The following is a 22,595-nucleotide window of genomic DNA, read 5'->3' as shown; positions in this document are numbered from 1 at the left end:
CGGGCATGATACCTATCCTGTTTCCAGCTGTACAGCCATCCATACTTGAGGGAGGGCTCTGCTAGGTTTTGATAGCTGAAAATACTGTCTGTATAAACGTATTCCGCACAAAAAAGCCACTCGTCGAAACGAGTGGCAAACTAGATAATGGACAGCCCGTTAGTTACTTGTTGTTCGCCGGCGCCACCGCCACCGTTGTTTCATTCAATCCCCCACCCAGCGCACGATACAAATCAATCGCATTATTCAGACGCAGTTGACGCGCCTGGATCAGGGCCTGCTGCGCCGAGAACAGATCGCGTTGCGCATCGAGCTGGTCGAGCGAGGAGGCGATGCCGTTCTTGTAGCGCAGGTCGGTCAGGTTCAGACGTTCCTGTTGCGCTTTCAGGAAGGCTTCCTGGGCTTCGATCTGTTCATCCAGCGTGCCACGCGCCACCAGTGCGTCGGCAACTTCGCGGAACGCCGTTTGAATGGTTTTCTCGTACGTTACGATCGCCTGGTTCTTGCGTACTTCCGCCACATCCAGATTGGCGCTGTTGCGGCCGAAGTCGAAGATCGGCAGGCTCAACTGCGGACCGTAGGACCAGGCGCCCGAGCCGGAATCGAACAAGCCGCCCAGCGAGCTGCTGGCGCTGCCGAAGGAGCCGGTCAGGCTGATGCGCGGGAAGAACGCGGCACGGGCCGCGCCGATGTTGGCGTTGGCGGCAAGCAGCTTTTGCTCGGCCGAACGGATGTCCGGACGACGCGCCAGCAGATCCGACGGCACGCCGGCAGGAATGTCGGTGACGATGTTCTGCAGCGACAGATCCTGGCCTGCAGGCAGGTCCTTGACGTTGGTGCCGACCAGCAGCGTCAGGGCGTTTTCCGCCTGGGCGCGCTGGCGCAGCAGTGTCGCCACCGACGTGCGGGCGGACTGCACCAGCGTGTCGGACAGACGCAGGTCAAGTGCCGAGGAGGCGCCGACGTCGAAACGCTTCTGCGCCAGGCCGAGGTTGGACTGACGGCTTTCCAGCGTCTGCTGGGCCAGCTTCAGTTGCTCGGCATAGGAACGCTCGGTCAGGTAAGCCTGGGCCACTTGCGACACCAGGCTGATTTGCACCGATTGCCTGGCTTCTTCAGTCGACAGATAAGTCGACAGCGCGGCATCCTTCAGGCTGCGTACGCGGCCAAAGAAGTCCAGTTCATATGCGGGAATCGCCAGGCCGACCTGGTAGCTCTTGGTGATCATCGGAGCACCGGTGACCGACTGGCTGGAGGATAAGCGGGTGCGTGACTCGCTGCCGGTGGCGTTCAGCGTCGGCAACAGGTCGGCACGGGCGATCTGGTACTGCGCGCGGGCTTCTTCGATGTTCAGGGCGGCGGTGCGCAGGTCACGGTTGTTTACCAGCGCGGCCGCGATCAGCGCCTGCAGGCGCTGGTCAGGGAAGAACTGGCGCCAGCCCAGGGTGGCGGCGTCATACGCCGCCTGGCCCTTGGCGTCGGCCGGATAGCTGCCTTCGACCGGCGCTTGCGGGCGCTCGTAGGTCGGCGCCAGCGTGCAGCCGGACAATACGCCGACCACCAGCATGGCTGCGCTCAACTGCTTCAGGCGCAGGGTGGGAAACTTAAACATTCTTATCCTCCACATCGATATTGTGATGGGCAGCATCCGGCTTGGCTTGGCTGCCTTTGAAGATCTTGCGCACGACGACGAAGAAGATCGGGACCAGGAACACGGCCAGTACGGTCGCCGTGATCATCCCACCCATCACGCCGGTACCGATGGCGCGTTGGCTGGCGGAGCCGGCGCCGCTGGCGATGACCAGCGGCAGTACGCCGAGGATGAACGCCAGCGAGGTCATGATGATCGGGCGGAAGCGCAGGTGCACCGCTTCCAGCGTCGCTTCGATCAGGCCCATGCCTTGCGCTTGCAGATCCTTGGCGAACTCGATGATCAGAATCGCGTTCTTCGCCGACAAACCGACCACCGCAATCATGCCGACCTTGAAGTACACGTCGTTAGGCATGCCGCGCAGCGTCACGCCCAGCAATGCGCCGAGAATACCCAGCGGCACCACCAGCATCACCGCCAGCGGGATCGAGGTACTTTCGTACAGCGCCGCCAGCACGAGGAACACGGCGATCAGCGACAGCGCGTACAGCGCCGGCGCTTGCGAACCCGAGGTCTTTTCTTCCAGCGACTGGCCGGTCCATTCGAAACCGAAGCCGGGAGGCAGCTTGGCGACGTAGGATTCCATTTCCGCCATTGCTTCACCGGTACTGCGGCCAGGTGCTGCACCGCCGGCGATCTTCATTGCCGGATAGCCGTTGTAGCGGATCAGCTGCACGGGACCGTTGATCCACTTCGAGGTGGTGAAGGCCGAGAACGGCACCATGGTTCCACCGCTGTTGCGGGCATACAGGCCGGCCAGGTCTTCCGGTTGCAGACGACGTTTGGCATCGGCCTGGACGATCACACGCTGTTGACGACCCTGGTTCGGGAAGTCGTTGACGTAAGACGAACCCAACGCCGTCGACAGCACGCTGTTGATGGTCGAGAACGGTACGCCCAGGGCGTTGGCCTTGTCGCGGTCGATGTCCAGTTGCAGCTGCGGCGCATCTTCCAGACCTTCAGGACGCACGCCTGCCAGCACCTTGCTTTGCGAAGCCATGCCGAGGATCTGGTTGCGCGCCTGCACCAGGGCGTTGTGGCCCAGGCCTGCACGATCCTGCAGACGGAAGGTGAAGCCGGTCGCGTTACCCAGTTCAGGGATAGGCGGCGGGTTCAGCGGGAACACGATTGCATCCTTGATCTGCGAGAAGGCGCCGAAAGCACGGCCTGCAACTGCATCCGCCGATTGCGTCTTGTCGCGCTCGCCCCAATCCTTCAGCGGGGTAAACACCAGACCGGCATTCTGACCGTTACCCGAGAAGCTGAAGCCGGCAATCGCCACGACGTGCTCGACCGCAGGTTGCTTGAGGTAATAGTTTTCGATGGTCTTGATCACTTCCAGCGTACGGCCGGTGCTCGCGCCTGGCGGCAACTGCACGTTGGTGATGATGTAGCCCTGGTCTTCGTTCGGCAGGAACGAAGCCGGCAGGCGCACATACAGCAAGCCCACGCAGACCACGATCAGCGCGTACACGATCATGTAGCGGCCGGACTTGGCCAGCATCTTGCCGATGAAGCCCTGATAACCGGAGGCAGTCTTGTTGAAACGGCGATTGAACCAGCCGAAGAAGCCGCGCTTCTCGTGATGATGGCCCTTCTCGACCGGCAGCAGGATGGTTGCGCACAATGCCGGTGTCAGCGTGAACGCCATCAAAACGGAGAACACCATCGACGCCACCATCGCCAGCGAGAACTGGCGATAAATCGCGCCGACCGCACCACCGAAGAAGGCCATTGGGATGAACACCGCGATCAGCACCAGCGTGATGCCGATCAGCGCGCCGGTGATCTGGCCCATCGCCTTGCGGGTTGCTTCTTTGGGCGACAAGCCTTCTTCGCTCATGATGCGTTCGACGTTTTCCACCACCACGATCGCATCATCGACCAGGATACCGATCGCCAGCACCATGCCGAACATGGTCAGCACGTTGATCGAGAAGCCGAAGACAAACAAGGTTGCAAACGTACCCATCAGCGCCACCGGCACGACAATCGTCGGGATGATGGTGTAGCGGATGTTTTGCAGGAACAGGAACATCACCAGGAACACCAGCACGATCGCTTCGATCAGGGTCTTGACCACTTCTTCGATCGAGATCTTGACGAACTTGGAGGTGTCGTAAGGGATGGTGTACTTCACGCCGGCCGGGAAATACTTGGACAGCTCTTCCATCTTTTTGTGCACGGCGGTTGCGGTGCCCAGCGCGTTGGCGGTCGGCGACAACTGCACGCCGATGAACGAGCTTGGCTTGCCGTCGAGGCGGCCGGAGGTGTCGTACGATTGGCCGCCGACTTCAATACGGGCGACGTCGCGCATGCGCACCGACGAACCGTCTGCATTGGCGCGCAGGACGATGTTGCCGAACTGTTCCGGACTGGTCAGCTGGCCGTTCACGACGACGGTCGCAGAAATCTGCTGCGAAGTCGGGCTCGGCAAGGCGCCCAGTGTACCGCCAGCGACCAGCGCATTTTGTGCGGTGATGGCGGCAGTCACGTCGGCCGGCGTCAGGTTCAGGCCGATCAGCTTGTTCGGATCGATCCAGATGCGCATCGCGCGTTCGGTGCCGAACAACTGTGCCTGGCCGACGCCGGGAACGCGTTTGACTTCGTTCAGGACGTTACGCGACAGATAGTCGCCCAGCGCCACCGGATCGAGTTTGCCGTCGGTCGACGACAAGCCGATGAACAGCAGGAAGTTGCTGCGCGACTTGGTGACCTGCACACCTTGTTGCGTCACGGCTGCCGGCAGACGCGCTTCGACGCGTTTCAGGCGGTTCTGCACGTCCACCGCGGCCAGGTCGGCATTGGTGGCGGGCGAGAAGGTCACCGTGATCTGCACCTGGCCGTTGGCCTGGCTTTGCGACTCCATGTATTGCAAGCCGTCGGCGCCGTTCATTTCCTGTTCGATCAGGCTGGTCACCGAATCGTCGAGGGTTTGCGCGGTTGCGCCCGGATACGTCGCCGTGATCACGATGGTCGGCGGCGCAATGCTCGGATACTGGGAGACGGGCAGGCCGGTAATGGCCAGCGCGCCCGCCAGTATGATAAAGATTGCTAGCACCCACGCAAATACGGGGCGATCAATAAAGAACTTTCCCATCTGACAGCCTCTTAGTTAGCTTTGGTTGCGGCGTCCTGCTTGGCTGGCGCCGCTGCAGGTGCAGCGGATGCATTGGCCGGCGCAGCGCCGGCAGCGCCAGCATCTGCGGCAGGACCTTTCCATGGCACCGGCTTGACCGGTGCGCCCGGCTTGGCCTTCTGAAGACCCTCGACGATCACGCGATCGCCGGCTTTCAGGCCGTCCGTGATGACCCAGCTGTTGCCTTGCGCCGAGCCGGTCTTGACCGGACGCGCCGCGACCTTGTTGTCGTCGCCGACCACCAATACCGAGGAACCGTTCAGGTCGCGCATGACCGCTTGTTGCGGCACCACGATGGCCGATTCGTTGACTGCCTGCTCAAGTTGCGCGCGCACATACATGCCCGGCAACAGGGTGCGGTTCGGATTCGGGAATTCGGCACGGATAGTCACCGCGCCGGTGGTGGCGTCCACACTGATGTCCGAGAACAGCAGCTTGCCCGGCAGCGGATAAGGACGGCCGTCGTCGGTCACCAGCGTGACCTTGGCCTTGTCCTTGCCGACCGTCTTCAACTGGCCGCTGGACATGGCTTGCTGCAGCTTGAGCAGGTCGGTGCTCGATTGCGTCAGGTTGACATAGATCGGGTCGAGTTGCTGCACCACGGCCAATTGCGTTGCATCGCCCTGGCCGACCAGCGCGCCTTCCGTCACCAGTGCGCGGCCGATGCGGCCCGAGATCGGCGACGTGACGGTGGCATAGCCCAGGCTCAGGCCGGCGGTCTGCACGGCTGCCTTGCCGGCGGCGACATCGGCTTCCGCTTGCTTCTGCGAGGCGACGGCGTCGTCATATTCCTGCTTGCTGACGGCGTTGACTTCGACCAGCGGCTTGTAGCGTTGCGCCTTCAGCGAGGCTTGTGTCAGCGAGGCCTGGCTCTTTGCCAACGTAGCTTGCGCGCTGTCGTAGTTGGCTTTGAAGGTGGCGGGATCGATGCGGTAGAGCACTTCGCCGGCCTTGACTTCGCTGCCTTCGCGGAACGTGCGCTTGAGAATGATGCCGGCCACGCGAGCGCGGACTTCGGCAATGCGCGTGGCTTCCAGGCGGCCCGGCAGTTCGTTGCTGATGGTGATGCGCTCAGGCGCGATGGTGACGACCGACACTTCGCCTGGCGGCATGCCTGCGCCGGCCGGGGCGTTCGGTTTTTGACCGCAGGCTGCGAGAGCGGCTGCGGCGACAACGGTAAGGGTAAGGCGCGTGAAACGACTAACTGAGCTCATAAATATCTCGCACGGTAGGTAGAGTTGAAGCTGCACATGCAGCTGGTGATTCGAATACGGTAATTAAATTGCTGAATTTAAATTACTGACATTGCTGAATATAGCTTTGGAACAATTACGGAGTAATTACGGAATGAATACAGAAACGCGATTGAAATAACGGGTGCTGCGGCAGAACCAAGAAGATAACGCAAAAATTGTTGCGGTGCAGAAAAGACAGCAGACAGGTGAAACAAAAGAAAGCAATCGTAAAAACGCCCAAGCGGCCATTGAAATCCGGTGCTATTATACATACATTCTTGTATGTATGTATCTGATTGATGTATCGCAATATATCTATAAATGAATCGGCGATACTTTCAGAAACATGCAAAACATGCAGATTTTCGCGAAACCGTCTCTTTGTCAAAGAGAACTGCGGCAGTCTGTCTTTATCGCACAACGAAGGTGCACGGAGATTGCAATGAGCCCAACATTTATGTCCATTCCATCCTACGCGGTCTGCTGATATGGCCCGCTCGACCAAGGAAGAAGCTCTCGAAACCCGCTCGCGCATCCTGGATGCCGCCGAGCAAGTTTTTTACGAGCGCGGCGTGTCGCATACCTCGCTGGCCGACGTCGCCAAGGCCGCCGACGTCACGCGCGGCGCAATCTACTGGCATTTCAAGAACAAGAGCGACCTGTTCGACGCCATGTGCGAGCGCGTGCGCCTGCCGATGGAAGCCATCATGGAAGCGAACGCCGACGAGCGCGTCACCGATCCGCTCGGCGAGTTCATCAAGGGCGGCGTCTACGTGCTCAAGCAGGCTGCGACCGATCCACGTTGCCGCAAGGTCTTCGACATCATTTTCAACAAGTGCGAATTCGTCGACCACAACGATCCCATCCTGATGCGCCAGCGCGAATGCAAGATGCAAGGCATGCTGCGCATGGAGCAAATTCTCGCCAACTCAATCTCTCGCGGCCAGTTGCCGCCCAACCTGAATATCCGTCGCGCCTGCCTGATGGCGCATGCCATGTTCAGCGGCTTGCTGGCCGACTGGTTCTTTTCGCCAGACAGTTTCGATCTGGAGCTGGAGGCGGAAAGCGTGCTTACCGCCTGCATCCACGCCATCAAGACGGCGCCGACCCTGCTCAGCTAAGGCAGCACAACCGCGCTGTCAGGGAGAGGGCGCGCCCAACAGCAGGTTGATCTGCGCGAGGTCTTCTTCCTTCAGGCTGCCGGCTGCCGACTTCAGTTTCAATCCATTCATCAGCGTGTCGTAACGCGCCCGGGCCAGGTCGCGCCGGGTTGAAAACAGCTGCTGCTGCGCGTTCAGAACGTCGATGTTGATGCGTACGCCGACCTGGTAGCCGAGACGATTGGACTCCAGCGCCGACAGGCTCGAGACTTCCGCCGCTTCATACGCCTTCACCTGCGACAAACCGTTGCTCACGCCGAGATAGGCCTGGCGTGCATTGAGCACGGCAGTGCGGCGCGCATTCTCCAGATCCGAGCGAGCCTTGTCGGCCAGCGCGATCGATTCATCCACTTTGCTGCTGACGCTGAAACCCGAGAACAGCGGGATATTCCATTGCACGCCGATCGAGTTGGCGTAGCCGCGCCCATTGGTGTACGGCGTCAACTGGCTGTTCTGGTTGGTGTAATTGCGGCCGGCCACGAGGTCGACCGTGGGCGTATGGCCGGCGCGGTTGCGGCGGATTTCGCTCTGGGCGATTTCCAGCGATACCTGCTGCGCCACCACGCTGTAATTCTGCTGTTCGGCGCTGGCGATCCAGGGATCGATCATGGCCGGCTGCGGCAGGCTCAGTTGCACGTTCGGGCGCAGCGCCGACAGCGGCGTCGGCGGCTGGCCGATGATCTGCTGCAGTTTGCTCAGCGCTACTTCGAGGTCGTTCTGCGCGGCGATTTCCTGGGCGCCTGCGAGGTCGTAGCGCGCCTGCGCTTCATTGGTGTCGGTAATGGTGGCGGTGCCGACCTCGAAGTTGCGTTTGGCCGAGGCCAGTTGCTCCGAGATGGCGATTCTCTGCGCGCGCAGGAAACCCAGCGCATCCTGCGCCGCCAGCACATCGAAGTAGGCCTGGCCGACGCGCAGGATCAGGTCTTGCTGGGCCTGGGCGAATTGCGCTTCGCTCACGGCCACCGACAGTTTTCCCTGCTGGTAGGTTTCCCAGTTGGCCCAGCGCAGCAGCGGTTGGGTCAGCTGCAGCGTATAGGTGTTGGACGAATTCTGCATGGTGTCGCCGGAGCGCGTATAGCTGCCGCCCACGCCGACGGTCGGCAGGATGGCGGCGCGGCCTTGCGTGATCTTTTCTTCACCGGCGCGCAGCGCATAGCGCGCACTCTGGTAGACGGGATCATTTGCCAGCGCTTGCTGATAGACCTGCACCAGATCGGCGGCGGCGGCGTGCGCCGAAGCACCCAGCAGGGCGGCTGTCAGCAGCGGGACGAGTAGGACTTGACGCATACGTTGAATTCTCTGGAGAAGAAGTGAAACTCCCTGCTTGCGCCACCGCGGCGCAGCGGCGGAAATGATCCGACGCTGCGCACGGTGGACCGCGTGACGCGCGAAACGACCATATTGCTGCGGCCTGGCGCTGCTTGACAGGGGTTGGATCAGTACGTCGGCATCGCCGTGTCGACCTGCTTGGCCCAGGCGTGGATGCCGCCGGTCAGGTTGGTCACATTGGCAAAACCCTGACGTTCCAGGAACGCGGCAACTTGCATGCTGCGGGCGCCGTGGTGGCAGATGCACACCACGGGCTGTTCTTCGTCCAGTTCGGAAAAGCGGCCGGGAATCGTGTTCATCGGCATCAACTGGGCAGCATCGATGCGACAGGTCTCGAATTCCCACGGCTCGCGCACATCAAGCAGCAGGGGTGTCGGGCGGTCCGGGTCGGCGATCCAGGCGGCCAGTTCCGGTGCGGTGATGTGCTCCATGCAGATATCCTAGAAAGTGAAGTGAGAGTGCTCGCTGGCCGCATGCAGAGGCTTGGCCATCAGTTCAAATACATCGACGGTGTCGTAGACCTGGTCGGACGTGCGGGTGATCACCTGCAGCGACATGACCGGCGCTTCGCCGATGATCGCCAGGACGCGGCCGCCGACCTTGATTTGCTTCAGGAAAGCGTCCGGCAGGAACGGCAGCGCGCCGGAAATCACGATCACGTCGTACTCGCCTTGCCAGCCTTGGGCGCCGTTGCCGAGCTCGACGCTGACGTTGGTCACGCCATAACCGGACAGATTCTGTTCAGCCAGCGCCTTGAGCGCAGGGTCGATCTCGACGGTGGTCACGTGACGCGCCTTCGAGGCCAGCAGCGCCGCCATATAGCCGGAGCCGGCGCCGATTTCCAGCACTTGCTCGTGCTTCTTGACGCTGGCTTCCTGCAGGATGCGCGCTTCGACCTTCGGCGCCAGCATGCTTTCGCCGCCCGGCAACGGGATCTCGGTATCGAAGAACGCCAGGCTGCGATGTGCGGCCGGGACGAATTCCTCGCGCCGGACCACGGTCAGAAGGTCCAGTACATCTTGCGCCAGCACATTCCAAGGGCGGATTTGCTGTTCGATCATGTTGAAGCGGGCTTGTTCGATATTCATGGCAGTGGGCTCAATAGCGACGTAAAAGCAGCATTTTATCAAACCCGGAGGCCGCGAGACAGCCGCAGCGTGTTGCTTTCCGGGGCTTAACGGGGAATTCAGCGAATTTATCGCTTGCCGATTCCGCCGCCATGCTTGCAAAACGGAAATAGTCAGGGCGCATGCTCGTCCTCCGCGTTGTCCTCCGCCTCGTCCGCTACTGCTGCGGCACCGAACCATTTGCGCTTGACCCAGGCGCCGAGGTCGTCGAGGTAGGTGTACGCCACCGGCACCACCACCAGCGTCAGCAGCGACGAGGTAATGATCCCGCCGATCACCGCCTGGCCCATAGGCGCGCGCTGTTCCGAGCCCTCGGCGATGCCGAAGGCCAGCGGCACCATGCCGAACACCATCGCCAGCGTGGTCATCAAAATCGGCCGCAGGCGCACATGGGCGGCTTCCAGCAGCGCTGCCCCGCGCTCCATGCCTTCCCTGCGCGCCTGGTTGGCGAAGTCCACCAGCAGGATCGCGTTCTTGGTCACCAGGCCCATCAGCATGATGAAGCCGATGATGGAAAACATGTTCAGCGTCGAGCGGAAAAACATCAGCGCCAGGAACACGCCGATCAGCGTCAGCGGCAGCGACGACATGATGGCGATCGGCTGCAGGAAGCTGGCGAATTGCGAGGCCAGGATCATGTAGATGAACACCACCGCCAACGCCAGCGCACCCAATGCGTAGCCGAAGGATTCGTTCATGCTTTTGGTCGACCCGCCGATCTGGTAGCGATAGCCGGGCGGCCAGTTGACCTTGTCCAGCATGACCTTGATGTCGGCATTAACCTGGCCGGCGGAGCGGCCGGCGGCGTTGGCCGACAACTCCACCTCACGGTTGAGGTCGCGCCGGTTGATCTGGTTGGCGCCGACCGTATTGCGGATGTCGGCCACCTGGCGCAGCGGTACCATGCGCGGCGTACCGTCGGTATTGCTGAAGCTGCTGGCCAGCATCATGCGCGACAGATCGTCGACCGTATTGCGATCGGTCGGCGCCAGGCGCACGTTGACGTCGTAGTTCTCATCGTCGGGCGCGCGCCAGCTGCTGGCGGCTTCACCAGCCAGCAAGGGGCGCAGGGCGTTGCCGATCTGCGCCACGCCGACGCCGAGGTCGGAGCCGATGTCGCGCTTCGGTTCGATCGAGATGGTTGGCTTTTGCGGCTTCAGGCTGGAGTCGAGATCGGCCACGCCGGGGATCGCGCGCAACCTGGTCTGGACTTCTTCCGACAAGCGGCCGAGCTGATCCAGGTCCGGCCCCAGCAGGCTGAAGCGCACCTGCTTGTTGTCGCCGCCGACGCCGTCGAGCGTGCCGATGTGCGTGACCGTGATGCCGGCCACGCGCGTGAGACGTTCACGCAATTGCGGCGCCAGTTGCGAAGTGCTCAGTTGGCGTTCCTTGCGCGGCTTGAGACGGATGAATACGGTCGCGTAATTCTTGCCCTGAGAATTGCCGGTGTTGACGGTGCTGTAGGTGTCGACCACTTCGGGGAACTGGCGCAGCACGGTTTCGACCTGGTGCACCTTGGATTCGGTCAGTTCCAGCGACGAGCCCACCGGCGTATAGAAGGTCACGCCGCTCTCCGAATAATCGGCCTGCGGCACGAACTCGGAACCGATCAGTCCCGCCGCCGGCAACGCCAGGCCCGCAATGAAACTCAGCAGCGCCAGCACCAGCGTCAGGATGCGGTGCCGCAGCGACCACTTGAGCAGTTTCTGGTAACTGTCGGACAGCCATTGCACCAGGCGTTCGAACTGGTCCAGCACGCGGCCGATGGTCTTGGCGTACCAGCCGTCCTTGCGTTTTTCTCCATGCACGTCGGGGTCAGGCCAGATCGACGACAGCATCGGGTCCAGCGTGAACGACACGAACATCGAGATCAGCACCGCCGCCGTTACCGTGATGCCGAACTGGTGGAAGAAGCGGCCGATGATGCCGCCCATGAAGCCCACCGGCAGGAATACGGCAACAATCGAGAAGGTCGTCGCCAGCACCGCCAGGCCGATTTCCGCGGTGCCTTCCAGCGCCGCCATCTTGTGCGTCTTGAACTTGCCGTGCACCTTCATGCCGGCGTGGCGCACGATGTTTTCCCGCACCACGATCGCATCGTCGATCAGCAGGCCCACGCACAGCGACAGCGCCATCAGCGTGATCATGTTGATGGTGAAGCCGAACATGTACATGAACAGGAAAGTACCGATCAGCGCCACCGGTAAGGTCAGTCCGGTGATCACCGTCGAGCGCCAGGAATTGAGGAACAGGAACACGATCAGCACCGTCAGCGCGGCGCCTTCGAGCAGTGTGCGGCGCACGTTCTCGACGCCGGTGCGGATCTGGCGCGAGCTGTCCTTGATGACTTGCAGGCGCACGCCGGGATACAGTTTCTGCAGGTTCGGTTCCATGTCCTTGATGGCCTGCTTGAGGCCGTCGGCGACATCGATGGTGTTCTGGCCCTGCGCCTTCAGGATGTCCAGCGCAAGCGTGCGCTGGCCGTTGTAGAGCGCCAGCGTTTCCTGTTCTTCCTGGCCGTCGACCACGGTGGCGATCTGTTCCAGCGTGACCGGCTGGCTGCCGCGCCGCGCCACGATGATGCGCTTGAAGTCTTCCGGATTCTTGCCCCGGCCCTGCACCTGCACCACCTTCTCGGCGTCGGCCATGCGAATCGCGCCGGTCGGCAACTCCTGGTTCTCGTTCTTGACGGCGGTGATGACCTGATCGACGCCGATACCGAGCGCTTCCATCTCGTTGGGTTTGACGTAGATATTGATCTGGCGCTTGACGCCGCCCACCAGTGTCACCGAACCGACGCCGCGCACGTTCTCCAGCCGTTTCTTGACGACCTGGTCGGAAATCGTGGTCAGCTCGCGCAGCGTGCGCGGACGGGTGTTGGGCGCCTTCGGATCATTGGTGACCGAGATCGAGAAGATCGGCTGGTCGGCCGGGTCGTAGCGTGTGATGCGCGGCTGATCAACTTCCTTGCGGAAGGCCGCCTGCACCAGCGCCACTTTTTCGCGCACGTCCTGCGCGCCCTGCGCCGGATCGACGGTGAGGTCGAACTCGACGATCACCACCGACAGGCCTTCATACGAATGCGAAGTCAGGCTGTTGATGCCGTTGATGGTGTTGACCGTTTCTTCGATCTTGCGCGTGACGTCGGACTCGACGTTCTCGGGTGAGGCGCCGGGGTAAGTGGTCTGCACCACCACCACCGGAAAGGTGATGTCGGGAAACTGGTCGACGCGCAGACGCTGGTAGGAGAACAGGCCGAGCACCACGAACGCCATCATCATCATGGTGGCGAGCACGGGGTTGCCGATGCTGATGCGGGTGAACCACATGCGCTATTCCTTCGCCGCCGGCAGGATCTTGACCGGTGTGCCGGCGTTCAGGTTGCCCAGGTTGGCCTTGACGATGCGTGCGCCGTCCTGCAGGCCGCTGCTGATTTCCACCGCGTTGCCTTTGCTGTCGACACCGCGCAACCCGGCGACGACATTGCGCCGCGCCAGCTTGCCGTCCTCGATGGTGTACACGTAGGCCTTGTCGCCTTCGTTCTGAATCGCGGTGGTCGGCACGGTCAGCACGGCGTCGCGCTTGTCCAGCGTAAGGCTGGCGTCGGCGAACATGCCGGCGCGCAGGAGATTGTCGGGATTGTCGATGCGCACATACACCATGATCGAGCGCGAGCCCGACTGCGTGGCCGGATTGATGCGCACCACCTTGCCGGCGACGGCGTCCGGCAAGCCTTCCACGCGCACCAGCACTTCCTGGCCGAGTTTTACCTTGAGGATGTCGGCGGTCGGCACCGGCGCTTCCAGTTCCATCTGGCGCAGGTCGACCACGTCGAGCAGCTTGTTGTCGACCGACACCTTCTCGCCGGGCTCGATGGTGCGGGTGCTGACCAGGCCGGCCATCGGCGCCTTGATGATGGTGTCGTTGAGCGCCTTTTGCGCCACGTCGAGCGCGCCGCGCGCGGTGTCGACGTTGGCCTTGGCGATGTCGAACTGGCTGGCGGCGTTGTCGAAGGCGTTGCGCGAAATGAAGCCCTTGTCCAGCAGCGCCAGGTTGTTGTCGCGCGATTTAGTGGCGATGTCGAGCTGGCCGCGCGAAGCGACCAGCGAGCCTTTGGCCTGCTCGACCTTGGCCTGGTATTCGCTGGTGTCCATGCGGATCAGGACCTGGCCGAGGGTGACTGCCTCACCGGCGCGCACAAGCACTTCCTTGACCTCGCCTGCGACCTTGGCCTTGACCGCAACCTGGTTGAGCGCGCGCAATGCGCCCGACATCGGCAATACCTGGCGCAAGGCTTCGACCTGGGCCACGGCGATGTCGCCCGGCAGGAATTCCAGCACCTGGGCTGGCTTTTCGACCACGGCCATAGCTGCGGGCGCGGCCGGGCGCTTGCGTAGCGCCATGAAGGCGATCAGCAGCACCAGCACAAGCAATACGATCAGGACCGAGCGGCGTTTAAAGAAGGAAAGTGTCATCAGGGTTTGGTCAGCAGGCCGTTCAGGCAAAGGTCGATGAAATTGTCGAGATAGGCGCCGGGCTCCACCGGCTCGATGGCGCACGGGCCGAACGACTGGCTCCACAGCATCAGCATCAGCACCGGCGCGACGATCACGCGCTTCATGTGCTCGGCATCGATGGCGCGGAATTCACCGCGCCGGATGCCGCGCTCGAGCATGCGCACGATGGTGGCGTTGCAGCGCGTGATGACTTCGGCATGGTAGAACTGCGCGAGTTCGGGGAAGTTGCCGGATTCTGCCATCATCAGTTTGGAAATACCGTTTAATTTTGTATCCGCCACCGAGGCCCACCAGCCCAGGATCAGGTCGCGCAGCAAGTCGGCGCTATGGCCTTCGTAGCGGTCAACCATGTCTTCGGCCTCTTCCAGCAGCGGCAGCATGTTGGTGCGCACGACCGACTTGAACAGGCTTTCCTTGCTGTCGAAATAGAGATAGAGCGTGCCTTTGGAGACGCCGGCGCGGGCGGCGACGTCTTCCAGCCGCGCAGCCGCGAAGCCGCGTTCGACGAAGATGTCCAGCGCAGCGGCCAGCAATTCCTGCGGGCGCGCTTCCTTGCGACGCTCCCAGCGCGGTCCGCGTGGGGAAACGTCTGGGGCGGTGCGAGAGGCTTTTGGGACGGGCGGGAATTTTGAGGGCTGAGCCATGGCGAAGCGGCGGCGCCGCCAGTAAGTTACCGGTGAGTCAGCAATGTAAGTGGCAACCGTCATATCGTCAAGAAGCGCGCCGGGGTAGAGTGAGTAAAGCAGGGTAAAGGTGCGCCGGCCCTGCCGACAGCGGTTTGCGACGAAACGCCGGATTCGGGGAATAAAGCGGTGAATGCGGCGGTGTCCTTGCAAACGGAACAGACAAAAGGCTCTTACAATAGGAAAATCAGGCAGGTATTGCCAAAAAATCGGACGAAATTGTCAATCCGGCAACGTATTGGCAACTTACAGGCAGCCGGGCGGCAGCAGCGGTCCCGGCAATCCGTAGGAGAGCGGCAATGGACAGCATCAACAACCAGTTTTTCATCAACAACACGGCGTCGCCGACATCGGCGAAGGCGTACGCCAAAAACGACGACATCGGTTTCGCCCAGATGATGGCCACGCGCGGCAGCGTCGACGGCCTCAGCGGCGCCGCCAAGGCCGACGTCAGCCCGGCGCTGACGATGGCGCTGGGCGGCCTGATCGGCCGCTACGGCATCAACGTGCCGCCGAAGCTGCGCATCCTGCCGACCAAGAAAAAATACGTGCTGGAAGAAGGCGACGACCGCAGCGGCAAGTTCGACATGCTCATCACCGACAATCCCGGCGTGAGCGAATTGCTGACCCAGGCGCACACCAAGGCGCTGACCGATCGCGACGCGGCGATGGAGTCAGCCATCGACACCTTCATGCGCGGCAAGGGCGGCTATGACATGCGCGGCTTCCTGACCGAGTTCAAGGAAGAGCAGAAGCCGCGCGCCGTCAGCGTGGTCTACGATGGCCTCGGCAGCTACGTGGAAGAGCAGGACGCCCGCGGCGCCTGGCGGCTGGTCAAGGGCGAGTCGGATTTCATGGACGATCTGATGAAGGCCTACACGCGTTACAACCTCACCAACGCGGCGGTGGAATACAACAAGGGCAAGAGCTTGCCGACGCTCAATCGCGATCAGGTGTCGCAGGGCGGTTGAACGCTGCATGCATCAAACAAAAAGCCAGGCCGCGATGCCTGGCTTTTTTATTGGCGCGGACCGGAAGTCTACGTGCCGAAGCTGCTGCTGCCCATGAGCTTTGATAGTCGAGCCGAGATTTCCTGCACGATGTTCTGCACTTCATCGAGGCTGGGATTGACCTTCTTGTCGATGCGTTCGATGTAGGGCACGTTGAGCGCCGCCAGCATGCGGTCATTGGCGCCCAGCACCGGATACGAGAGATTCACCACGCCGCGGATCTGGCGGCTTTCCATGCGCGAGTAGCCGCGCTCCTGGGTTTCGGCGATCTGGCGCAACAGTTGCGCGTGGTCGATTTCCTGCTCGCCGTCCATGCGCACGTGCGCCGCCAGCATGCGGCCGCGCTCCGCTTCGTCGCGGAACGACAGCAGCACGTGGCCCGATGCGGTGTCGGTCAGGCTGACCAGCGCGCCGACCTTCAGGCCGAAGGCCCAGCGTTCCGGGCTGTCTACCTGCGCCACCACGATCACGCGGCCGGCTTCATAGACGGTCAGATGGGTCGATTGCATGGTGCGGTTGGCCAGCTCGCGCATGTGCGGCAGCGCCGTGCTCACCAGCGAACGGATCGGCTGGTTGTTGTGCGCCAGTTCGAACAGCTTGAGTGACAGGCGGTACTGGTCGTTGTCGGCGATCAGGTAGCCGCGCTGCTCCAGCGTCACCACCATGCGGAAAATTTCATTGACGCTACGCCCCAGCTGCCTGGAGATCTGGTTCAGCGTCAACATCTGCTCGGACTTGCTGAGCAGCTCCAGAATGTCCAGCCCCTTGTCCAGCGCCGGCGCGGCATAGCGCGCCTTGCCGGTATCGGCGGCGCTGTCGTTGGCGGAAGCCTCGGCGACGGCTTCCAAGTCTGCGTCAGGGACGATTTTCTTGGTTCTTGGCATGGGCAGGCTGAATGAGGAAAAGGATTGCGGATGTTTGTCGTTTTGCGCAAATCCGTCTTGTTGCGCATTTTATCCCTGAAACCGGCATTCATGCGGCTTTACCGGTTTCAGGGAGTTACGCCCGACTAACTTAGAACGAATGGCTGATGCCGGCGTAGGCGCCGTTCTGGTTCTGGCCCGGCAACGGATTGTTGTTGGTGGCCTCGACCGAGAAGTTGGCGGTGCTGCTGTTGCGGACCGTGCCAGCGCCCACATACAGCAAGGTGCGCTTGGACAGCGAATAGTTGGCGCCGGCCATGAACAGGTTGGCGTTGCCGCCGCCGTTGTTGACGTTCACGCGGAACACCGAGCCGATCAGCGTCAACGCAGGCGTGACCTGGTAGTTCGCACCCAGCCAGTAATGATTGACCTTGTCCGGCGAACCCGGGGCAACGTCCGGTGCGCGCAGGTTTTCGTAGCCGAGGAACAGCTTGAGTTTGTCGATGGTGTAGGTGCCGCCCAGGATCAGTTCTTTCGAGGTATCGAAGACCGTATTGCGGGTGCCATCAGAGTTGAGGCCGCTGCCGTACTTGCCGTTGCTGTCGCGGATCAGATCATAGATCGCGCGCAGCTCAAGTCCCTGGTTTTGATACACCAGCGAGACGCCGTCCTTGCGCTTGTTCTTGATCGAGCCGGCCTGTTCGCCGAGCGCGGTCTGGAACGTGGCATTGAAGCCGCCCCAGGTCGGCGTCTGGTATTCGATCACATTGTCAGCGCCTTGCCAGTTGCGGCCGCGCACCAAGGTGGCGGTGCCGATGAATTGCTGGCCGGTCGGATCGAGGAACCAGACGTCATTGTCGATGAACAGGTTCTTACCGAACTTCAGCGAGCCGGCGCTGCCGGACAGGCCGACGTAGGAGCGGCGGTTGAACAGCGCCGTACCGTTGGTGGAGCCCTTGGTGGCGTCGAAGCCGGACTCGAGCAGGAAGAAGGCATTCAGTCCCGAGCCCAGGTCTTCCGTGCCCTTGAAGCCGATCATGCTGGTGCCCCACTGGTTGCCGGAGGCGCGCCACAGGCTGCCGCTGCCGCCGCCGGCTGTGGCGACGTTGGATTGATAGTCTACGCCGGCGTCGACACGGCCGTAGACCGTGACCGCCGATTGCGCCTGCACTGCGCCGGCCAGGCCGAGCAGCGCGCCGGCGACGGCGGCGAGCTTGAATGAGGATGCGCCGCGCGGTGCGCGGTTGCCGCTGGTCGCGACGATGGATGTGATTGTCTGCATGAGGATCTCCGTATGTGTCTTCATTTATGGTTGTTGGTGACTGCGTGTTCGTGTTTCGTCCGTACTGCGTACAGTTTTCCGGGACCTGGCGTTGCCGCAAGGGAAATGCGTGGGTTTCTCTGGCCTCCTTCCTTGTTTTATTTTTATTTGTAAAATTTAATTTTAATAAAATATCAAAGAAATATTGCCTGGGAGCTATCTATGTTTTGATATCTCTCCACTATCTATTGGTTATCACTCGGCGGTACGTGATTCCGTTGTAGTCTCCGGCGAAGCGATAGTAGCAAAGTAAACTCAAATATAAAATAGAATTTTATTGATGAATTTTAAGCTGCGTGCAATAATCGCCACATTTCATGACCTGCCAAGGGCAGCTTCGGCCCGGCAAGGTCAGGTGCAATAAAGGCGATGCGAATGCGTTGCGGAGACAGGAGAAGGGCCGCGCGGCAAGAAAGCGCAAGCCTGCTCGTATCTACAGGCTTCACTGACATTTGTTCTTAACATCCCATTTATCTACAGAGACGATGACCACCATCACTTCCATGCGCGTACTGGATGTACGTTTCCCGACCTCGAAGACGCTCGACGGCTCCGACGCCATGAATCCGGATCCGGATTACTCCGCCGCCTACGTGATCCTGGAAACCGACCAGTCCGGCCTCGAAGGCCACGGCCTGACCTTCACCATCGGTCGCGGCAACGAGATCTGCTGCGCCGCCATCAAGGCGATGGAGCATCTGGTGGTCGGCCTCGACCTGGCCTGGGTCAGTGCAGACATGGGACGCTTCTGGCGCTATATCACCTCCGACAGCCAGCTGCGCTGGATCGGCCCGGACAAGGGCGCGATCCATCTCGCCACCGGCGCCGTCGTCAATGCGGTCTGGGATCTGTGGGCCAAGGCTGAAGGCAAGCCGCTGTGGAAACTGGTGTCCGACATGTCGCCGGAAGAACTGGTGCGCAGCATCGACTTCCGCTACATCACCGACTGCATCACGCCCGACGAAGCGCTGGCGCTGCTGCGCGCACAGGCGCCCGGCAAGGCCGAACGCATCCGCCTGCTGGAGCAGAACGGTTATCCCTGCTACACCACCTCGGCCGGCTGGCTGGGTTATGACGACGCCAAGCTGCGCCGGCTTTGCAAAGAAGCCATCGACGGCGGCTTCAACCACATCAAGCTCAAAGTCGGTCGCGACCTCGCCGACGACAAGCGCCGCGTTACCATCGCGCGTGAAGTCATCGGCCCGGATCGTCACCTGATGATCGACGCCAACCAGGTGTGGGAAGTCGACCAGGCAATCGAATGGGTCAATGAGCTGGCCTTCGTCAAGCCATGGTTTATCGAAGAGCCGACCAGCCCGGACGACGTCGAAGGCCATCGCAAGATCCGCGAAGGCATCGGCGCCGTCAAGGTCGCCACCGGCGAGATGTGCCAGAACCGCGTGCTGTTCAAGCAATTCATCATGCGCGGCGCCATCGACGTGGTGCAGATCGATTCCTGCCGACTCGGCGGCGTCAACGAAATCCTGGCAGTGCTGCTGATGGCGGCCAAGTACAAGCTGCCGGTCTGCCCGCACGCCGGCGGCGTCGGCCTGTGCGAATACGTGCAGCATCTGTCGATGATCGACTACGTCTGCATTTCCGGCACTACCGAAGGACGCGTGACCGAATACGTCGATCACCTGCATGAGCACTTTATCGATGCCTGCGTGGTCAAAGGGGCTGCCTACATGCCGCCGGCCGCGCCGGGATTCTCGATTACGATGAAGCCCGAATCGCTGGAGCAATATCGCTTTCGCGGCTGATTAAAAAACAAGACAACAATAGCGATCGACACAATCGCAACACGGAGACAAACGTGGATTTACATCTCAAAGACAAGGTCGTGATCGTCACCGGCGGCGCCTCGGGCATCGGCGGCGCGATCTCGCTGCAACTGGCCGCAGAAGGCGCGATTCCCGTGATATTCGGCAAAAGCGAGCCGAACGAAGCGTTTCGGGAAAAATTGCTGAAACTGCAACCGCAGGCACGCTTCTTCCTGCTCGACCTGACCGATGAAGGGAAGTGTGAGCAAGCAGTGGCCGAGACTTTGCGCGCATTCGGCCATCTCGACGGACTCGTCAACAACGCCGGCATCAACGACAGCGTCGGCCTCGACGCCGGCCGCGCCGCATTCATGCAATCGCTGGAAAAAAACCTGATCCACTACTACGTCATGGCGCACTACTGCGTACCGCACCTCAAGGCCACGCGCGGCGCCATCGTCAACGTGTCGTCCAAGACCGCCGTCACCGGCCAGGGCAACACCAGCGGCTATTGCGCATCGAAGGGCGCGCAACTGTCGCTCACGCGCGAATGGGCGGCCGCGCTGGCCAACGACGGCGTGCGCGTCAATGCGCTGATCCCGGCCGAAGTCATGACGCCGCTGTACGAAAAATGGATTTCCAGTTTCGACAATCCGGAGGAGAAGCTGGCCTCGATCACGAGCAAGATTCCGTTCGGCAAGCGCTTCACGACCTCGGAAGAGATGGCCGACACGGCGGTCTTCCTGTTGTCGGATCGCGCGGCGCACACTACCGGGCAATGGGTATTTGTCGATGGCGGCTACACCCACCTCGACCGCGCGCTGAGCTGAGGAGCGAGCCATGCGTTACTGCCTCGCCCTCGACCTGAAAGACGACGCGGCGCTGATCGCGCGCTACGAAGAACATCATCGTCGCATCTGGCCGGAGATCGCCGCGCACCTGAGCGTGCACGGCGTGACCGGCATGGAGATCTACCGGCTCGGCACGCGCATGACGATGATCATGGACACCGACGACGCCGTCTATGATGCAGCGGCGATGGCGCGGGCAATGCAAAGCAACCCCAAGGTACAGGAATGGGAAACGCTGATGTGGCAGTTCCAGGCGCCGACGCCGTGGACGCCGCAAGGAGAGAAATGGGTGCCGATGGCGAAGATATTCGACCTGACGGCGCAGTGAGGGTAACCCGCAAAGACGGATAACCGACTTGCATCAAGAGGCAGGCATGCAATCAGAACAAACAGAGACCGCAAACGAATCGGGATACCTGATTTCTCTGCGCAACGTAACCAAACGCTTCCCCGGCGTGCTGGCGCTGGACAATTGTCAGCTCGACCTGTTGCCGGGCGAAGTGCACGCGCTCATGGGCGAAAACGGCGCCGGCAAATCGACGCTGATGAAGATCCTGTCAGGCGTGTACCAGAAAGACGAAGGCAGCATCTTCGTCGACGGCAAGGAAGTCGACATCGACGGCCCGCGTGCGGCGCAGGAGCTCGGCATCGGCATCATCCATCAGGAGCTCAACCTGATGAACCACCTGAGCGCCGCGCAAAACATCTTCATCGGCCGTGAGCCGCGCGGACGGTTCGGCATGTTTCTCGACGAAGAGACGCTCAATCGCCAGACCGCCGAAATCTTCGATCGCATGCGCCTGAAGCTCGATCCGCGCACCCAGGTCGGCGAGCTGACCGTGGCCAAGCAGCAGATGGTGGAAATCGCCAAGGCGCTGTCCTTCAACTCGCGCGTGCTGATCATGGACGAGCCGACCGCCGCGCTCAACAACGCCGAGATCGACGAACTGTTCCGCATCATCCGCGACCTGCAAACGCAGGGCGTCGGCATCGTCTATATCTCGCACAAGATGGACGAGCTGCGCCGCATCTCCAATCGCGTCACCGTCATGCGCGACGGCAAATACATCGCTACCGTGCCCACCGAAGAGACGCCGATCGACACCATCATCAGCATGATGGTCGGCCGTCAGCTCGACGGTGCGCGTCCGGTCATCGCCAACGCCGGCGACAACAAGATCGTGCTGGAGGTCAAGGGTCTGACGCGCGGCCATGCGATCCGCGACGTCAGCTTCCAGTTGCGCAAGGGCGAGATCCTCGGCTTTGCAGGTCTGATGGGCGCCGGTCGAACCGAAGTCGCGCGCGCCATCTTCGGCGCCGATCCGCTCGACGCCGGCGAAATCTTCATCCATGGCGGCAAGGCCGTGATCAAGTCGCCGTCCGACGCCGTCGCCCACGGCATCGGCTATCTGTCGGAAGACCGCAAGCACTTCGGCCTGGCCACCGGTCTCGACGTCAAGGCCAACGTGGTCATGTCGAGCATGAACCGCTTCCTGAAAAAGGGTCTGTTCCTCGACCAGGCCGCGATCCGCAGCACGGCGCAAAGCTATGTACGCCAGCTCTCGATCAAGACGCCATCCATTGACCAGCCGGCGCGCCTCCTGTCCGGCGGCAACCAGCAAAAGATCGTGATCGCCAAGTGGCTGCTGCGCGACTGCGACATCCTGTTTTTCGACGAACCGACGCGCGGCATCGACATCGGCGCCAAGAGCGAAATCTACAAGCTGCTCAACACCCTGGCAGAACAAGGCAAGGCCATCGTGATGATTTCCTCCGAGCTGCCGGAAGTCCTGCGCATGAGCCACCGTGTGCTGGTCATGTGCGAAGGCCGCATCACCGGCGAACTCAGCGCCGCCGAAGCCTCGCAGGAAAAGATCATGCAACTGGCCACGCAGCGTCCCTCCGCCGTCGCTGCCTCGACCGCCGCTACCACCACACATTGAAGA

The 22,595-nt window shown here is 61.5% G+C and carries 17 protein-coding genes; 6 read left to right on the top strand and 11 right to left on the bottom strand.

The genetic code is table 11. The annotated features are described in order from the left end of the window. Positions 1–163: 163 nt before the first annotated feature. From ACIROW_RS11145 to ACIROW_RS11135, 3 genes are read right to left on the bottom strand one after another with little or no spacing between them, the layout of a single operon-like run. Positions 164–1,612: an efflux transporter outer membrane subunit gene (locus tag ACIROW_RS11145; protein WP_402275239.1), complete on the bottom strand. Its 1,449-nt coding sequence runs from the start codon at positions 1,610–1,612 to the stop codon at positions 164–166. After that, entirely contained in the window at positions 1,605–4,751 is a 3,147-nt protein-coding gene (locus ACIROW_RS11140) for an efflux RND transporter permease subunit (protein WP_402275237.1), read from the bottom strand. Before ACIROW_RS11140 ends, ACIROW_RS11145 begins: the two co-directional genes overlap by 8 nt. 11 nt (positions 4,752–4,762) lie before the next feature. Further along, entirely contained in the window at positions 4,763–6,004 is a 1,242-nt protein-coding gene (locus ACIROW_RS11135; RefSeq protein WP_402275235.1) for an efflux RND transporter periplasmic adaptor subunit, read from the bottom strand. A 509-nt stretch (positions 6,005–6,513) separates the two neighbouring features. Between ACIROW_RS11135 and ACIROW_RS11130 the strand changes: the two genes are divergently transcribed. Beyond that, positions 6,514–7,146: a TetR family transcriptional regulator gene (locus ACIROW_RS11130; RefSeq protein WP_402275233.1), complete on the top strand. Its 633-nt coding sequence runs from the start codon at positions 6,514–6,516 to the stop codon at positions 7,144–7,146. A gap of 18 nt (positions 7,147–7,164) precedes the next feature. On the opposite strand, the gene ACIROW_RS11125 is transcribed toward ACIROW_RS11130, so the two are convergent. The 6 genes from ACIROW_RS11125 to ACIROW_RS11100 all read right to left on the bottom strand — a co-directional run bounded on the left by ACIROW_RS11125 (position 7,165) and on the right by ACIROW_RS11100 (position 14,802). After that, positions 7,165–8,472: a TolC family outer membrane protein gene (locus tag ACIROW_RS11125; protein ID WP_402275231.1), complete on the bottom strand. Its 1,308-nt coding sequence runs from the start codon at positions 8,470–8,472 to the stop codon at positions 7,165–7,167. Positions 8,473–8,621: 149 nt separating this feature from the next. Beyond that, entirely contained in the window at positions 8,622–8,945 is a 324-nt protein-coding gene (locus tag ACIROW_RS11120; protein WP_116436498.1) for a rhodanese-like domain-containing protein, read from the bottom strand. Positions 8,946–8,954: 9 nt separating this feature from the next. Continuing rightward, the gene (locus ACIROW_RS11115; RefSeq protein WP_402275229.1) at positions 8,955–9,602 is read right to left on the bottom strand and encodes a protein-L-isoaspartate O-methyltransferase; all 648 of its coding nucleotides are present in this window, start codon (positions 9,600–9,602) and stop codon (positions 8,955–8,957) included. Between the two features lie 152 nt (positions 9,603–9,754). Continuing rightward, positions 9,755–12,970: an efflux RND transporter permease subunit gene (locus ACIROW_RS11110; RefSeq protein WP_402275227.1), complete on the bottom strand. Its 3,216-nt coding sequence runs from the start codon at positions 12,968–12,970 to the stop codon at positions 9,755–9,757. 3 nt (positions 12,971–12,973) lie between these two features. Continuing rightward, positions 12,974–14,116, bottom strand: a complete 1,143-nt coding sequence (locus ACIROW_RS11105; RefSeq protein WP_402275225.1) for an efflux RND transporter periplasmic adaptor subunit — start codon at positions 14,114–14,116, stop codon at positions 12,974–12,976. Continuing rightward, positions 14,116–14,802 (bottom strand): TetR/AcrR family transcriptional regulator, encoded by a 687-nt coding sequence (locus ACIROW_RS11100; protein WP_402275223.1) that lies wholly within the window; start codon positions 14,800–14,802, stop codon positions 14,116–14,118. Before ACIROW_RS11100 ends, ACIROW_RS11105 begins: the two co-directional genes overlap by 1 nt. A gap of 338 nt (positions 14,803–15,140) precedes the next feature. Here ACIROW_RS11100 and ACIROW_RS11095 point away from each other — a divergent pair, with 338 nt between their 5' ends. Continuing rightward, positions 15,141–15,812 carry a hypothetical protein gene (locus ACIROW_RS11095; protein WP_402275221.1) on the top strand — a complete coding sequence of 224 codons (672 nt, stop codon included), beginning with the start codon at positions 15,141–15,143 and terminating at the stop codon, positions 15,810–15,812. Between the two features lie 68 nt (positions 15,813–15,880). Here ACIROW_RS11095 and ACIROW_RS11090 read toward each other — a convergent pair whose 3' ends face one another. After that, entirely contained in the window at positions 15,881–16,735 is an 855-nt protein-coding gene (locus ACIROW_RS11090) for an IclR family transcriptional regulator (RefSeq protein WP_402275218.1), read from the bottom strand. Between the two features lie 130 nt (positions 16,736–16,865). Next, the gene (locus ACIROW_RS11085; protein ID WP_402275216.1) at positions 16,866–17,996 is read right to left on the bottom strand and encodes a porin; all 1,131 of its coding nucleotides are present in this window, start codon (positions 17,994–17,996) and stop codon (positions 16,866–16,868) included. 524 nt (positions 17,997–18,520) lie between these two features. Here ACIROW_RS11085 and ACIROW_RS11080 point away from each other — a divergent pair. Genes ACIROW_RS11080 through ACIROW_RS11065 form a run of 4 tightly spaced genes read left to right on the top strand, consistent with a single transcriptional unit; the run spans position 18,521 to position 22,592 of the window. After that, the gene (locus tag ACIROW_RS11080; RefSeq protein WP_402275214.1) at positions 18,521–19,798 is read left to right on the top strand and encodes an L-fuconate dehydratase; all 1,278 of its coding nucleotides are present in this window, start codon (positions 18,521–18,523) and stop codon (positions 19,796–19,798) included. Positions 19,799–19,851: 53 nt separating this feature from the next. Then, positions 19,852–20,628 carry an SDR family oxidoreductase gene (locus ACIROW_RS11075; RefSeq protein ID WP_402275212.1) on the top strand — a complete coding sequence of 259 codons (777 nt, stop codon included), beginning with the start codon at positions 19,852–19,854 and terminating at the stop codon, positions 20,626–20,628. Positions 20,629–20,638: 10 nt separating this feature from the next. Next, positions 20,639–20,977 carry an L-rhamnose mutarotase gene (locus ACIROW_RS11070; protein WP_402275210.1) on the top strand — a complete coding sequence of 113 codons (339 nt, stop codon included), beginning with the start codon at positions 20,639–20,641 and terminating at the stop codon, positions 20,975–20,977. Between the two features lie 46 nt (positions 20,978–21,023). Beyond that, on the top strand, positions 21,024–22,592 hold the full coding sequence (locus ACIROW_RS11065) for a sugar ABC transporter ATP-binding protein (protein ID WP_402275208.1): 1,569 nt from the start codon (positions 21,024–21,026) through the stop codon (positions 22,590–22,592). Positions 22,593–22,595: the final 3 nt, after the last annotated feature.

The sequence above is a fragment of the Herbaspirillum sp. NPDC101397 genome (assembly GCF_044767325.1).
In the GTDB taxonomy this organism is placed as follows: Bacteria; Pseudomonadota; Gammaproteobacteria; order Burkholderiales; family Burkholderiaceae_D; genus Herbaspirillum.
The sequence above is the reverse complement of the archived record's forward strand: the minus strand, read 5'-3'. Positions and strand labels throughout refer to the sequence as shown.

Bases quoted from the DNA above. Each gene is read 5' to 3' on its own strand.
- ACIROW_RS11105 (WP_402275225.1), bottom strand. From the start codon at position 14,116: ATGACACTTTCCTTCTTTAAACGCCGCTCGGTCCTGATCGTATTGCTT.
- ACIROW_RS11115 (WP_402275229.1), bottom strand. From the start codon at position 9,602: ATGAATATCGAACAAGCCCGCTTCAACATGATCGAACAGCAAATCCGC.
- ACIROW_RS11100 (WP_402275223.1), bottom strand. From the start codon at position 14,802: ATGGCTCAGCCCTCAAAATTCCCGCCCGTCCCAAAAGCCTCTCGCACC.
- ACIROW_RS11065 (WP_402275208.1), top strand. From the start codon at position 21,024: ATGCAATCAGAACAAACAGAGACCGCAAACGAATCGGGATACCTGATT.
- ACIROW_RS11135 (WP_402275235.1), bottom strand. From the start codon at position 6,004: ATGAGCTCAGTTAGTCGTTTCACGCGCCTTACCCTTACCGTTGTCGCC.
- ACIROW_RS11080 (WP_402275214.1), top strand. From the start codon at position 18,521: ATGACCACCATCACTTCCATGCGCGTACTGGATGTACGTTTCCCGACC.
- ACIROW_RS11130 (WP_402275233.1), top strand. From the start codon at position 6,514: ATGGCCCGCTCGACCAAGGAAGAAGCTCTCGAAACCCGCTCGCGCATC.
- ACIROW_RS11125 (WP_402275231.1), bottom strand. From the start codon at position 8,472: ATGCGTCAAGTCCTACTCGTCCCGCTGCTGACAGCCGCCCTGCTGGGT.
- ACIROW_RS11145 (WP_402275239.1), bottom strand. From the start codon at position 1,612: ATGTTTAAGTTTCCCACCCTGCGCCTGAAGCAGTTGAGCGCAGCCATG.
- ACIROW_RS11085 (WP_402275216.1), bottom strand. From the start codon at position 17,996: ATGCAGACAATCACATCCATCGTCGCGACCAGCGGCAACCGCGCACCG.
- ACIROW_RS11095 (WP_402275221.1), top strand. From the start codon at position 15,141: ATGGACAGCATCAACAACCAGTTTTTCATCAACAACACGGCGTCGCCG.
- ACIROW_RS11120 (WP_116436498.1), bottom strand. From the start codon at position 8,945: ATGGAGCACATCACCGCACCGGAACTGGCCGCCTGGATCGCCGACCCG.
- ACIROW_RS11090 (WP_402275218.1), bottom strand. From the start codon at position 16,735: ATGCCAAGAACCAAGAAAATCGTCCCTGACGCAGACTTGGAAGCCGTC.
- ACIROW_RS11070 (WP_402275210.1), top strand. From the start codon at position 20,639: ATGCGTTACTGCCTCGCCCTCGACCTGAAAGACGACGCGGCGCTGATC.
- ACIROW_RS11140 (WP_402275237.1), bottom strand. From the start codon at position 4,751: ATGGGAAAGTTCTTTATTGATCGCCCCGTATTTGCGTGGGTGCTAGCA.
- ACIROW_RS11110 (WP_402275227.1), bottom strand. From the start codon at position 12,970: ATGTGGTTCACCCGCATCAGCATCGGCAACCCCGTGCTCGCCACCATG.